Origin of the sequence: Pseudomonas sp. B6002 (assembly GCF_013385985.1) — a bacterium.
Lineage (GTDB): Bacteria > Pseudomonadota > Gammaproteobacteria > Pseudomonadales > Pseudomonadaceae > Aquipseudomonas.
On the sequence record NZ_JACAOY010000010.1, the window covers coordinates 234442 to 246825 of the forward strand.

General features: G+C 62.1%; 14 protein-coding genes. 8 read left to right on the forward strand and 6 right to left on the reverse strand.

Going from position 1 to position 12384, the window contains the following annotated elements:
- Positions 1 to 76: 76 nt before the first annotated feature.
- Genes HX792_RS14580 through pilG form a run of 4 tightly spaced genes read right to left on the reverse strand, consistent with a single transcriptional unit; the run spans position 77 to position 3481 of the window.
- The gene (locus tag HX792_RS14580; RefSeq protein ID WP_176996757.1) at positions 77 to 2128 is read right to left on the reverse strand and encodes a methyl-accepting chemotaxis protein; all 2052 of its coding nucleotides are present in this window, start codon (positions 2126 to 2128) and stop codon (positions 77 to 79) included.
- Positions 2125 to 2649 carry a chemotaxis protein CheW gene (locus HX792_RS14585; protein WP_176996758.1) on the reverse strand — a complete coding sequence of 175 codons (525 nt, stop codon included), beginning with the start codon at positions 2647 to 2649 and terminating at the stop codon, positions 2125 to 2127. Before HX792_RS14585 ends, HX792_RS14580 begins: the two co-directional genes overlap by 4 nt.
- Positions 2650 to 2661: 12 nt before the next feature.
- On the reverse strand, positions 2662 to 3027 hold the full coding sequence (gene pilH / locus HX792_RS14590; RefSeq protein WP_016976047.1) for a twitching motility response regulator PilH: 366 nt from the start codon (positions 3025 to 3027) through the stop codon (positions 2662 to 2664).
- 46 nt (positions 3028 to 3073) lie between these two features.
- On the reverse strand, positions 3074 to 3481 hold the full coding sequence (gene pilG / locus HX792_RS14595; protein WP_016972942.1) for a twitching motility response regulator PilG: 408 nt from the start codon (positions 3479 to 3481) through the stop codon (positions 3074 to 3076).
- 239 nt (positions 3482 to 3720) lie between these two features.
- On the opposite strand from pilG, the gene gshB reads away from it, so the two are divergent.
- The 7 genes from gshB (at position 3721) to HX792_RS14630 (ending at position 9717) form a co-directional block, all read left to right on the forward strand.
- A complete protein-coding gene (gshB, locus tag HX792_RS14600) occupies positions 3721 to 4674 on the forward strand; it encodes a glutathione synthase (RefSeq protein ID WP_159960633.1) in 954 nt (317 codons plus the stop codon).
- A gap of 77 nt (positions 4675 to 4751) precedes the next feature.
- A complete protein-coding gene (locus HX792_RS14605; RefSeq protein WP_176996759.1) occupies positions 4752 to 5657 on the forward strand; it encodes an energy transducer TonB in 906 nt (301 codons plus the stop codon).
- A gap of 176 nt (positions 5658 to 5833) precedes the next feature.
- Positions 5834 to 6403 (forward strand): YqgE/AlgH family protein, encoded by a 570-nt coding sequence (locus tag HX792_RS14610; protein WP_176996760.1) that lies wholly within the window; start codon positions 5834 to 5836, stop codon positions 6401 to 6403.
- Complete coding sequence (ruvX, locus tag HX792_RS14615; RefSeq protein ID WP_003195067.1) at positions 6403 to 6840, forward strand: Holliday junction resolvase RuvX; 438 nt, start codon at positions 6403 to 6405, stop codon at positions 6838 to 6840. The genes HX792_RS14610 and ruvX overlap by 1 nt, the downstream gene beginning before the upstream one ends.
- 73 nt (positions 6841 to 6913) lie before the next feature.
- A complete protein-coding gene (gene pyrR / locus HX792_RS14620) occupies positions 6914 to 7420 on the forward strand; it encodes a bifunctional pyr operon transcriptional regulator/uracil phosphoribosyltransferase PyrR (protein WP_176996761.1) in 507 nt (168 codons plus the stop codon).
- A gap of 24 nt (positions 7421 to 7444) precedes the next feature.
- Complete coding sequence (locus tag HX792_RS14625) at positions 7445 to 8449, forward strand: aspartate carbamoyltransferase catalytic subunit (protein ID WP_176996762.1); 1005 nt, start codon at positions 7445 to 7447, stop codon at positions 8447 to 8449.
- Positions 8446 to 9717, forward strand: a complete 1272-nt coding sequence (locus tag HX792_RS14630; RefSeq protein WP_176996763.1) for a dihydroorotase — start codon at positions 8446 to 8448, stop codon at positions 9715 to 9717. The genes HX792_RS14625 and HX792_RS14630 overlap by 4 nt, the downstream gene beginning before the upstream one ends.
- Before the next feature lie 148 nt (positions 9718 to 9865).
- On the opposite strand, the gene HX792_RS14635 is transcribed toward HX792_RS14630, so the two are convergent.
- Entirely contained in the window at positions 9866 to 10294 is a 429-nt protein-coding gene (locus HX792_RS14635; RefSeq protein ID WP_176996764.1) for a TM2 domain-containing protein, read from the reverse strand.
- Positions 10295 to 10544: 250 nt separating this feature from the next.
- Between HX792_RS14635 and HX792_RS14640 the strand changes: the two genes are divergently transcribed.
- Positions 10545 to 11183: a C40 family peptidase gene (locus HX792_RS14640; RefSeq protein WP_176996765.1), complete on the forward strand. Its 639-nt coding sequence runs from the start codon at positions 10545 to 10547 to the stop codon at positions 11181 to 11183.
- 137 nt (positions 11184 to 11320) lie between these two features.
- Here HX792_RS14640 and HX792_RS14645 read toward each other — a convergent pair whose 3' ends face one another.
- Positions 11321 to 12355 carry a type IV pilus twitching motility protein PilT gene (locus tag HX792_RS14645; RefSeq protein WP_176996766.1) on the reverse strand — a complete coding sequence of 345 codons (1035 nt, stop codon included), beginning with the start codon at positions 12353 to 12355 and terminating at the stop codon, positions 11321 to 11323.
- Between the last annotated feature and the right edge of the window lie 29 nt (positions 12356 to 12384).

The window sequence follows — 12384 nt, forward strand, 5'->3', positions numbered from 1 at the left end:
ATGGGCCAGTTGATAGATCGCTATCGCAGGCAAGCCAGCTCCCACAGTTGGACAGTGGTGTTCTTTAAAATGCATTTCAATTGTCGACCTGCTTGGGCGGCGGCAAGGTGAACCCCGACACCGACCGGCGCAACTGGCTGGCCATCTTCGCCAGGTTGCCGATGCTTTCGGCGGTGGCCGTGGAGCCCGACGAGGTCTGGGTGGTGATCTGCTGGATCACGTTCATGGTCAGGGAAATCTGCCCTGCCGACGAAGTCTGCTGCTGCGCCGCGTTGGAAATGCTCTGGATCAACGCCGCCAGGGTTTTCGAGACGCCTTCGATTTCTTCCAGCGCCACGCCCGCGTCCTGGGCGAGCCGTGCACCGCGCACCACTTCGGTAGTGGTCTGCTCCATGGAAATCACGGCTTCGTTGGTGTCGGCCTGGATCGCGCGCACCAGGGTTTCGATTTGTCGGGTGGCCGCCGACGAGCGCTCGGCCAGCCGCTGCACTTCATCGGCGACCACGGCAAAACCGCGCCCGGCATCGCCGGCCATGCTCGCCTGGATCGCGGCGTTGAGGGCCAGGATGTTGGTCTGGTCGGCAATGTCGTCGATCAGGCTGACGATGTCGCCAATCTCCTGGGACGACTCGCCCAGGCGCTTGATGCGCTTGGCGGTGTCCTGGATCTGCTCGCGAATGTTGTCCATGCCGTGGATGGTGTTGTGCACCACCTCATTGCCCTTGTTGGCGATCTCTACCGAGCGCTCCGCCACCGCCGAGGACTCAGCGGCGTTGGCCGAGACCTGGTCGATGGACTGGGCCATCTCGTTGATCGCGGTGGACGCCTCGGCAATCTGCTGGGCCTGGTGCTCCGAAGCCTGGGCCAGGTGCATGGCGGTGGCCTGGGTGTCCTGCACCGCGCCGGCGACTTGGCCGGCGGTGAGGTTGATGGTGGCGACCAGGTCGCGCAGTTGGTCCACGGAATAGTTGATCGAGTCGGCGATGGTGCCGGTGAAGTCTTCGGTTACCGAAGCGGTCACGGTCAGGTCGCCGTCGGCCAGGTCTTCGATTTCATCGAGCAGGCGCATGATCGCGTTCTGGTTGCGCTCGTTCTTCTCGGCGGTTTCATGCAGCTGGCGGTTGGTTTCGCGCACCATTACCAGGCCGATCAGGATGATCGACGTCAGCGCCAGCAAACCCAGCACATAGCCGCCAATGGTGTCGAAACTGCGCCCGCTGGCGAGGTTTTCAAACCCGGTGGCCAGGTGCGAGGCTTCATCGAGCAGGGTTTGCGACAGGTTGAAGATGTTGCTCGCCGACGCCCGCACCTGGAACAACTGCGGCGAGGTTTCGAGGATTTCATCCACAGAGCCCGAGACGAATTCGAACAACTCGGCGATTTCCGCCAGCCGCGCCCGGGCGTCGTGGTCTTCGACCTGGCTGATGCGCAACCCGGCGTTGCCCTGGAGCATGCCGTTGAGCACCTGGCCGAAGCGGTTGGCGTCGCGACCAAAGGCGTCGGCGGCCTGGGCGGCGGTTTCGTCGCCGGCGAGCACAGTGTTCACGGCGCCCAGGATTCGCTCGGCCAACAACGACTGGCGTTGGGCCAGGGCTACTTGGCTGGCCGGGGCACCACGCTGCAGAAGGATGTCGACGACTTTTTCCGACTCCATCTGCAACTGCGGCACCGTTTCGGCCAGGGTCGCGGCCACTTGGTGCAATGACAGCACCGTCTGCTCGCTGGCGAGAATCGCGTCGGTGTTTTTCAGCAGCGCTTCCCAATCGGTCTGCACCGCACGCATCTCGGCACGCACGGCATTGGGTGCGGCGGGCAGGCCGGTCTCGATGTCGCCTTTTTTCAGGTAACCCCAACGCTGAGCAAAGTCGTTGCGCGCGTCAGACAGCAGCTTGAACGCCGCCGCCTTGCCGGCCGCGGCTTCGGTGGCGTTCTTGGCGATACGCTGGGACAGCACGCGCAGCTCGCCGGCGTGGCCGATGTACTGTTTGTCGTAGGTGGACTGGGTGTTGAGGTACGCGAAGTTGGCGAACAGCAACATGATGAACACGATCAGCGCGATGAACAGCACGATGATCTGCGAGCGACTGCGCGAGGCGGCTTGGGGTTTGGGCGTGGTAGCGGTGGTCATGCGGCAACATCCATGAAGCCTGGGGCCTGGGCCAGAGCGAAGGGGCTGAAGACCTGCCACAGCTGCTCGCCGTCGAACTGGCCCTGGATAAACGGCGCGCTGGAGAGCGTGCCCGTCAACAATGCGTCTTGCTCGAAATGCTGCATGCCCACCACCTCGTCTACCAGCAGTCCGACAAACAGGTCGTTGTATTCCACTACCAGTACCCGCCGCTGCTTGCGCACCCGGGACAGCTCCAGGCCGAGAAAACCGCCAAGGTCCATCACCGGCAGCAAGCGCCCGCGCAGGTTGGCCACGCCCTTGACCCAGGGTTTTACGCCCGGCATCACGGTGCAGCGCGGTTCATGCAGGACTTCGGCGACTTCGCCCATGGGCGCCACATACCAGTGCGGCCCCAGGCGAAAGCCGATCCCGCTCCAGCGTTGCAGGCGGGTTTCCTGGGACGGCAGGTCGGCGGCCAGCAGGCGGCAGCGGCGGTCGATGTCCAGCAGCAGCTCGAAGGCGGTTTGCGACTCGGTCATGGTGGCGAACCGTCAGCCGGCCAGCACCTTGTTCAGGGTGGCGATCAAGGTTTCTTCGTCCACCGGCTTGGTCAGGTAGTCCTTGGCCCCTTGGCGGGCGCCCCAGATCTTGTCGGTCTCCTGGTCCTTGGTGGTGATGATGATGATCGGGATACCGTTGGTTTCCGGCTCCTTGGACAGCTGGCGGGTGGCCTGGAAGCCGTTGAGGCCCGGCATCACGATGTCCATCAGCACGGCGTCGGGCAGTTCCTGGCGGGCCAGGGCCACGCCGTCCGCACCGTTTTCGGCTTTCAGGACCTGGTGGCCATGCTTTTCCAGCATGCCGGTCAGTTTGTACATTTCGGTCGGCGAATCGTCGACGATCAGAACACGTGCCATGGTTTTCCCCACTACATTGGTTGGCGCCAGCCCTTGTGAGGCGACGTCAGTGTGCTTGTTCTACTGCGGCGAAGGCAGGCACGTAGGCCTTGATCGCACCCAGCAGTTCTTCCTTGCTGAAAGGCTTGGTCAAAAACTGATCGACACCCACGATGCGCCCCTTGGCCTTGTCGAACAGGCCGTCCTTGGAGGACAGCATGATCACCGGGATCGACTTGAACGCCGGGTTGTTCTTCACCAGCGCGCAGGTCTGGTAGCCATCCAGGCGCGGCATCATGATGTCGACAAAAATAATGTGCGGGTGATGATCAACAATCCGGGCCAGGGCATCGAAACCGTCGATGGCCGTGATGACGTCGCACCCTGCGTTCTTCAACAGTGTTTCGGCGGTGCGGCGGATCGTTTTCGAATCGTCGATCACCATCACTCTCAAGGCGTTGGAATGCTGTTCCATATCTGCTCTACCATCGCCACAGCGAATCGGTTTTCGGTGTGTACTGCCTGATGTCTCACAGGATGAGCGCCGCAAGCCTTGGAATCCAAGGGCTGCTGCACCGTGGCAGTCTTTTTAGCACAGTCTTGGGGTGCAATCTATCGAGCGGCCTGCCCGGTGGTTTTTCCTTGACCCACAACAGCCGCAGCGCCACTCTGACGCCACTTTTATGCGCCCTAATTTGCTAGAGGAAATCCCCCATGAGCGTTCGCGTCGGCATTGTCATGGACCCTATCGCCAGCATTTCCTATAAAAAGGACAGCTCGCTGGCCATGCTCCTGGCCGCTCAGGCCCGCGGCTGGACCCTGTTCTACATGGAGCAGCGCGACCTTTACCAGGGCGACGGCGAGGCCCGTGCACGCATGCGCCCGCTGCAGGTATTCGCCAACCCGGAGAAGTGGTTCGAGCTGGCCGACGAAATCGACAGCCCGCTGAGCGATCTGGACGTGATCCTGATGCGCAAGGACCCGCCGTTCGACATGGAGTTTGTCTACTCCACCTACCTGCTGGAGCAGGCCGAGCGCGCCGGCGTGTTGATCGTCAACAAGCCGCAGAGCCTGCGCGACTGCAATGAAAAGCTGTTCGCCACCCTGTTCCCGCAGTGCACGCCGCCGACCGTGGTCAGCCGCCGCGCCGACGTGCTGCGTGAATTCGCGGCCAAGCACGGTGATGTAATCCTCAAGCCGCTGGACGGCATGGGCGGTACCTCGATCTTCCGTCACCGCGCCGGCGACCCGAACCTGTCGGTGATCCTCGAAACCCTGACCGCGCTGGGCACCCAGCAAATCATGGGCCAGGCGTACCTGCCGGCGATCAAGGACGGCGACAAGCGCATCCTGATGATCGACGGCGAGCCCGTGGATTACTGCCTGGCGCGCATCCCGGCAGCCGGCGAGACCCGTGGCAACCTGGCGGCCGGTGGCCGTGGCGAAGCACGCCCGTTGTCGGACAAGGATCGCTGGATCGCCTCCCAAGTCGGCCCGACCCTGCGCGAAAAAGGCCTGCTGTTTGTAGGCCTGGACGTGATTGGTGAAAACCTCACCGAAATCAACGTGACCAGCCCGACCTGCATCCGTGAAATCGACAACGCCTTTGGTACCAACATCGGCGAAATGTTGATGGCGGCCATCGAGCGCAAGCTACAAGCCAAGTGACATAGAACAGCCGGACACACACCAACATTGCGTTATCATGCGCCACCTGTGAAACGCGCGATGTTGGTTTTTTTGTCATGACACTCCCGTCCGATCTGCCCCCCGAACTCTCCCACACCGGCGTGCGCCCGGCTGATCGGCTCGGATTTACCCTGTTCCTGGCAGCATTGATTCACCTGGCCCTGATCCTCGGCGTGGGTTTCACCATGGTCGAGCCCAAGCAGATCACCAAAACCCTGGAAATCACCCTCGCCACGTTCAAAAGCGAGAAAAAGCCGGAAAAAGCCGACTTTCTCGCCCAGGAGAACCAGCAAGGCAGTGGCACCCTCGACAAGAAAGCCGTGCCCAAGACCACCGAAGTGGCGCCGTTCCAGGACAACAAGGTCAATAAAGTCACCCCGCCTCCGGCCCCCAAGCCCGAGGTCAAGCAGGCCGCCCCCAAGGCCGCCGTGACCACCGTCGCGCCCAAGCCGCAAAGAGCGCCAACCCAGCGCGAAAAAACCAAGACTGAACCAACCCCTGAACCGGTGAAACCGGCGCCAACCTTCGACAGTTCGCAGCTTTCCGACCAGATCTCCAGCCTGGAAGCCGAACTGGCCAACGAACAGCAGCTGTACGCCAAGCGCCCGCGCATCTACCGGCTGAACGCGGCCTCGACCATGCGCGACAAAGGCGCCTGGTATAAGGACGAATGGCGCAAGAAGGTCGAGCGCATCGGCAACCTGAACTACCCGGATGAGGCACGTCGCCAGCAGATATATGGCAATTTGCGCTTGCTGGTGTCGATCAACCGCGACGGCACGCTCTATGAAGTGCAGGTGCTGGAATCGTCCGGCCAGCCGCTGCTGGACCAGGCCGCCCAGCGCATCGTGCGCCTGGCCGCGCCCTTTGCCCCGTTTACCGGGGACCTGAACGACGTCGACCGCCTGGAAATCATCCGCACCTGGAAGTTCGCCAAGGGCGACCGCCTGTCCAGCAACTGACGCAGCCCCCTGTAGGAGCCGGCTTGCCGGCGATGCGGCATGTGTGTTTTGCGGTGTCTGAACGGACGCGATCGCCGGCAAGCCGGCTCCTACAGGGTTGGTGTTTGACATGAAAGGTGGGCCTGCCGTGCATCCCCGGCTTGTCAGTTCGCCCCTCCACCGCCACACTAGCGGACATGAAAAATGTCAGCCCGACCTACCTCAAGCACCAATTCCTGATCGCCATGCCCCACATGGCCGACCCGAACTTTGCGCAAACCTTGACCTACATCGTCGAGCACACGGCCAATGGTGCCATGGGGTTGGTGATCAACCGCCCACAAGAGCTGAACCTGGCGGACATCCTTGAGCAACTGCGCCCGGAAATCGATCCGCCAGCCCGTTGCCAGCATGTACCGATCTACGTCGGCGGGCCGGTGCAGACCGATCGCGGTTTCGTGCTGCACCCCACCGGGCCGAAGTTCCAGGCCACGGTCGACCTTGAAGGGGTTTCGCTGTCCACGTCCCAGGACGTGCTGTTCGCCATCGCCGACGGCATAGGCCCCGAACAAAGCGTGATCACCCTGGGTTACGCCGGTTGGGAAGCAGGCCAGTTGGAGGCCGAACTGGCCAGCAATGCCTGGCTGACCTGCCCGTTCGATGCCGAAATCCTGTTCAACACCCCCAGCGAACTGCGCCTGGAAGCGGCGGCGGCCAAGCTGCGGGTCAACCTCAGCCTGCTGACCAGCCAGGCGGGGCACGCCTGATGGCTTTGCGTCTGATTCTGGGGTTTGACTACGGCACCAAACAGATCGGCGTGGCGGTTGGCCAGGTCATTACCGGCCAGGCCCGCGAGCTGTGCACCTTGAAAGCCCAGAACGGCGTGCCGGACTGGAACCAGGTCGAAGCCCTCATTAAAGAGTGGAAGCCCGACGCCGTGGTGGTCGGCCTGCCCTTGAACATGGACGGCACCCCCAGCGACATGTGCCTGCGCGCCGAGAAATTCGCCCGCCGCCTCAACGGCCGCTACAACCTGCCCTTCTATACCCACGACGAACGCCTGACCACCTTTGAAGCCAAGGGTGAGCGCCGTGACCGTGGCGGGCAGAAAGGCAGCTACCGCGACAACCCCGTGGACGCCATCGCCGCCGCCTTGTTGTTGCAGGGCTGGTTGGATGAAAACACCGCTTTATTTGAGTCCTGACTGACGCGGCTTGCCGCGTCTTTTTACGTTTGAGCCCGGACCCTGCCTGCGGCAAGGTCCTGAAGGAGCCTGCATGAGCCTGCCGAACCCCGCCGAACTGATCAGCCAGATGGCCACAAGCCTCACGGCCCATCTGCAACACCGCAACATCAGCGAGCCGCGCTTCATCGGCATTCGCACCGGCGGTGTGTGGGTGGCCCAGGCGCTGCTGGAAGCGCTGGGCAGCGATTCGCCATTGGGTACCCTCGACGTGTCCTTCTACCGCGATGACTTCAGCCAGAACGGCCTGCACCCGCAAGTGCGCCCTTCTGCCCTGCCGTTCGAGATCGAAGGCCAGCACCTGGTGCTGATCGACGACGTGCTGATGAGCGGCCGTACCATCCGCGCCGCCATGAACGAACTGTTCGACTACGGCCGCCCGGCCAGTGTGACCCTGGTGTGCCTGCTGGACCTGGACGCCGGCGAATTGCCGATCAGCCCGGATGTGGTCGGTGCCACACTGTCGCTTGCACCCCACCAGCGGGTAAAATTGACCGGTCCTACGCCGCTCGAACTCGAACTGCAAGACCTCGCCCTTTAAACCGCCTTGTAAAGAGTCCCCGCGATGACGCCTCTAGATGCCAAGCGCCCGCTGCAGCTCAATGCTCAGGGCCAGTTGCAACACTTCTTGTCCCTCGACGGTTTGCCCCGCGAACTGCTCACCGAGATCCTCGACACCGCCGACTCGTTCCTCGAAGTCGGTGGCCGGGCGGTGAAGAAGGTCCCGCTGCTACGCGGCAAGACCATCTGCAACGTGTTCTTCGAGAACTCGACCCGCACCCGCACCACCTTTGAACTGGCTGCCCAGCGGTTGTCAGCCGACGTGATCACGCTGAACGTGTCCACCTCGTCGGCGAGCAAGGGCGAAACCCTGCTCGACACCCTGCGCAACCTGGAAGCCATGGCCGCCGACATGTTCGTGGTGCGCCACGGCGACTCCGGCGCCGCGCACTTCATCGCCGAACACGTGTGCCCGCAGGTGGCGATCATCAACGGCGGCGATGGCCGCCACGCCCACCCGACCCAGGGCATGCTCGACATGCTCACCATCCGTCGGCACAAGGGCAGCTTTGAAAACCTCTCGGTGGCCATCGTCGGCGACATCCTGCACTCGCGGGTAGCACGCTCGAACATGCTGGCCCTGAAGACCTTGGGTTGCCCGGATATCCGCGTGATCGCACCGAAAACCCTGCTGCCGATCGGCATCGAGCAATACGGCGTGAAGGTCTACACCGACATGGCCGAAGGCCTCAAGGATGTGGACGTGGTGATCATGCTACGCCTGCAGCGCGAGCGCATGGCTGGCGGCCTGCTGCCGAGCGAGGGCGAGTTCTACCGCCTGTTCGGCCTGACCACTGCGCGCCTGGCCGGCGCCAAGCCGGATGCCATCGTGATGCACCCGGGCCCGATCAACCGGGGGGTGGAGATTGAGTCGGCGGTGGCCGACGGCCCACAGTCGGTGATCCTCAACCAGGTCACCTACGGCATCGCCGTGCGCATGGCCGTACTGTCCATGGCCATGAGCGGGCAAACCGCGCAACGTCAATTCGAGCAGGAGAACGCCCAGTGAAGCTCAGCATTCTCGGCGCCCGAGTCATCGATCCGGCCAGTGGCCTGGATCACGTTACCGATCTGCACATGGAAGCCGGCAAGCTCATCGCTATCGGCGCTGCGCCTGCGGGTTTCAGCGCGATTGAAACCATCGATGCCAAAGGCCTGGTGGCTGCACCCGGCCTGGTCGACCTGAACGTCGCCCTGCGCGAGCCGGGCTACAGCCGCAAAGGCAACATCACCAGCGAAACCCGCGCCGCCGCTGCCGGTGGCGTGACCAGCCTGTGCTGCCCGCCGCACACCAAGCCGATCCTCGACACCTCGGCCGTGACCGAGCTGATCCTCGACCGCGCCCGCGAAGCCGGCAATTGCAAGGTGTTCCCTATCGGCGCCCTGAGCAAAGGCCTGGAAGGCGAACAGCTCGCCGAGCTGATCGCCTTGCGTGACGCCGGTTGCGTGGCCTTCGGCAATGGCCTGGAGAGCTTTCGCAGCACCCGCACGCTGTTGCGCGCCCTGGAATACGCAGCCACCTTCGACCTGACGGTGATCTTCCATTCCCAGGACCGCGACCTGGCCGAAGGCGGCCTGGCCCATGAAGGCGCCGTGGCCAGCTTCCTCGGCTTGCCGGGCATTCCGGAAACCGCCGAGACCGTGGCCCTGGCCCGCGACCTGCTGCTGGTGGAACAAAGCGGCGTGCGCGCGCACTTCAGCCAATTGACCAGCGCACGCGGTGTCGCCCTGATCGCCCAGGCCCAGGCCCGTGGCCTGCCGGTCACGGCGGACGTGGCGCTGTATCAGCTGATTCTGACGGATGAGGCGCTGATCGATTTCTCCAGCCTTTACCACGTGCAGCCGCCGCTGCGCACCCACGCCGACCGCGAAGGTTTGCGCGCGGCGGTGAAGTCGGGGGTGGTTTCGGCGATCTCCAGCCATCACCAGCCGCACGAGCGGGATGCCAAGCTGGCACCGTTTGGTGCAACTGAGCCGGGCATCAGCAGTGTCGAACTGTTGCTGCCGCTGGCCATGACGCTGGTGGAAGACGGTTTGCTGGACTTGCCGACACTGCTGGCACGCCTGAGCGCAGGCCCGGCCCAGGCTCTGCGCCTGCCGGCGGGCAAGCTGGCGGTGGGTTCGGCAGCCGACCTGGTGCTGTTCGACCTGGGCAGCTCAACGGTTGCCGGGGAGCAGTGGCTGTCCAAGGGTGAAAACTGCCCGTTCATCGGCCATAGCCTGCCGGCGACGGTGCGTTACACGCTGGTAGACGGACGCATCAGCTACCAGGCCTGATAGAACACATCTAATGTGGGTTCGGTCCCTGTGGGAGCTGGCTTGCCTGCGATAGCGTCACCTCGGTTGAACTGAAAGACCGAGGTGCCTGCATCGCAGGCAAGCCAGCTCCCACACAAGCCGGCGCCACATTTAAGGGTGTGCAGATTCAGCGGCCGTTATTGCGCTCGGCATTGCGGATCGAAATCTGCGTATTCAGCGTCCAGAAGTCGTACAGCACCCCCACCAGGAACAAGCCGCCGGTCAGCAGGTAGATCAGGCCGGTGATCCATTTGCCCTGGTACATGCGGTGCACACCGAACACGCCAAGGAACGCCAATAGAATCCAGGCCACGTTGTATTCGATCGGTCCGGCGGTAAAACGCAGGTCCGCTTCACGGTCCATGGCCGGGATGAGGAACAGGTCGATCAGCCAGCCGATGCCCAACAGGCCGAAGGTAAAAAACCAGATCGTCCCGGTGACCGGTTTGCCGTAATAGAAGCGATGGGCACCGGTAAAACCGAAAATCCACAGCAGGTAGCCAATCACCTTGCTATGAGTGTCTGTCTGGGAATAATCCTGTCGATAGGTGTTCATGAAGGACCTCTTTTGCCTCGATAGATAAATTTTTTCATTTTCTTTGTGACTTTTTTACGGGCGCCCGACGTACGGCAAATGGTATCTTCCCTCCCCTCAAAGCCTTATGCCACCTGACTTGTGTAGGACAATTGCGGCGATTCGTCGCGTATTTCCTGATTTTGACGTCAACATTCAGTCGACAAACGGCCTGAGAACGACACAAAAAGCTGTTATAAAGTTGCGCGCAAACCTAAAAGAGCCACGCCTAATGCGACCATTTTTCAAGACATGGCTAACCATCTGCCTATTAATGCCACTGGCCGCCCACGCCACCAATCGTGAGCAACGACTTCCGAACGTTAATGGTTTCACCCCTAAAGTCCACAGCACACCGAGCACCGCCAAGTCGGTAAAGCTGACCGTCAACCGCCCGACTCAAGTGAGCAAGGTTCACGGTAAAGCAATCCACACCGCACTGGCTGCCAGCAACACCAAGCAAAGCAGCAACGTCCTCAGCCGCGCCGTCAACGTGCTCGGTACTCCTTATCGTTGGGGCGGCAGCAGCCCAAGTAAAGGGTTCGACTGCAGTGGTTTGGTGAAATATGCGTTTAACGACGTAAAAGCCGTGGATTTGCCGCGTACTTCCAACGCCATGGCCGCTGGCCACGGGCTGAAGGTTGATCGCAAGGACCTGAAACCCGGTGACCTGTTGTTCTTCAAATTGAAGAGCCGCCAGGTCAACCACGTTGCCATCTACCTGGGCAATGACCGCTTTATCCACGCACCGCGTCGCGGCAAGGCCGTCAGCATCGACACGCTGAAAAAGCCGTTCTGGGACAAGAACTACGTGATTGCCAAGCGGGTTCTGCCTAAAGAGCAGAACAACCTGCGCGTCGTTCAGCGCTGATACCTAGCTCCCCATTTGAAATGCAATCAACTGTGGGAGCTGGCTTGCCTGCGAAAGCGGACTGTCAGGCAATATCTGTGCAAGCTGCCAGACAGCTATCGCAGGCAAGCCAGCTCCCACAGTGATTTTTGTGTCCTTTAGATATCTGCAGGCACCCTCGCCTTTTCCCGCGCGTGCTCCCGGCTGATCACCCCCTCGCTCACCAGCGCCTTCAAGCTCATATCCAGGGTCTTCATCCCCATCGCCCCGCCTGTCTGGATTGCCGAGACCATCTGCGCCACCCTGTCCTCACGGATCAAATTCCGAATTGCCGGCGTGCCCAGCATGATTTCATGGGCCGCCACGCGCCCGCCGCCGATCTTCTTCACCAGCACCTGAGACACCACCGCCTGCAGCGACTCGGACAGCATCGAGCGCACCATGGTCTTTTCCCCTGCCGGGAACACATCCACCAGCCTGTCCACGGTCTTGGCCGCCGACGTGGTGTGCAGGGTGCCAAACACCAGGTGCCCGGTCTCGGCCGCCGTCAGGGCCAGGCGGATGGTTTCCAGGTCGCGCAGTTCGCCCACCAGGATCACGTCCGGGTCTTCGCGCAACGCCGAGCGCAAGGCCGTCGAGAAGCTGTGGGTGTCCCGGTGCACCTGGCGCTGATTGATCAGTGCCGTTTTCGGCTGGTGGATAAATTCGATGGGGTCTTCCAGAGTCAGGATGTGCTGGCGCCGATGCTGATTGAGGTAATCGATCATCGCCGCCAGTGTCGTGGACTTGCCGGACCCGGTAGGCCCAGTGACCAGCACCAGCCCACGTGGCAACTGCGCGATACGCTGGAACACCTCGCCCAGTCCCAGGCTTTCCAGGCTCTGGACCTCAGCGGGAATCGTACGAAATACGGCCCCCATGCCACGGTCCTGCTGGAACACGTTCGCGCGGAACCGCCCCACGCCCGGCAGCGCAAAGGCAAAATCCGTTTCAAGAGATGTTTCGAAATCCTTTTGTTGGTATTGGTTGAGCAAAGGGCGCAATAAATCCGCAACGTGCGAGGCTGAAAGCACCGGCCCGTCCAAAGGCCATACCTCCCCATCCACACGCAGCATCGGCGCCAGGCCGGCCGACAAATGCAGGTCGGAGGCGCCTCGGCGCACGCTGACCGTCAGCAATTCAGTGATATCCATAGGGCTTTCCATTTCCAGTAGAATGCCGC

Excerpts from the sequence above, each read along its gene's own strand:
- HX792_RS14580 (WP_176996757.1), bottom strand. The coding sequence starts at position 2,128 with ATGACCACCGCTACCACGCCCAAACCCCAAGCCGCCTCGCGCAGTCGC.
- HX792_RS14585 (WP_176996758.1), bottom strand. The coding sequence starts at position 2,649 with ATGACCGAGTCGCAAACCGCCTTCGAGCTGCTGCTGGACATCGACCGC.
- pilH (WP_016976047.1), bottom strand. The coding sequence starts at position 3,027 with ATGGCACGTGTTCTGATCGTCGACGATTCGCCGACCGAAATGTACAAA.
- pilG (WP_016972942.1), bottom strand. The coding sequence starts at position 3,481 with ATGGAACAGCATTCCAACGCCTTGAGAGTGATGGTGATCGACGATTCG.
- gshB (WP_159960633.1), top strand. The coding sequence starts at position 3,721 with ATGAGCGTTCGCGTCGGCATTGTCATGGACCCTATCGCCAGCATTTCC.
- HX792_RS14605 (WP_176996759.1), top strand. The coding sequence starts at position 4,752 with ATGACACTCCCGTCCGATCTGCCCCCCGAACTCTCCCACACCGGCGTG.
- HX792_RS14610 (WP_176996760.1), top strand. The coding sequence starts at position 5,834 with ATGAAAAATGTCAGCCCGACCTACCTCAAGCACCAATTCCTGATCGCC.
- ruvX (WP_003195067.1), top strand. The coding sequence starts at position 6,403 with ATGGCTTTGCGTCTGATTCTGGGGTTTGACTACGGCACCAAACAGATC.
- pyrR (WP_176996761.1), top strand. The coding sequence starts at position 6,914 with ATGAGCCTGCCGAACCCCGCCGAACTGATCAGCCAGATGGCCACAAGC.
- HX792_RS14625 (WP_176996762.1), top strand. The coding sequence starts at position 7,445 with ATGACGCCTCTAGATGCCAAGCGCCCGCTGCAGCTCAATGCTCAGGGC.
- HX792_RS14635 (WP_176996764.1), bottom strand. The coding sequence starts at position 10,294 with ATGAACACCTATCGACAGGATTATTCCCAGACAGACACTCATAGCAAG.
- HX792_RS14640 (WP_176996765.1), top strand. The coding sequence starts at position 10,545 with ATGCGACCATTTTTCAAGACATGGCTAACCATCTGCCTATTAATGCCA.
- HX792_RS14645 (WP_176996766.1), bottom strand. The coding sequence starts at position 12,355 with ATGGATATCACTGAATTGCTGACGGTCAGCGTGCGCCGAGGCGCCTCC.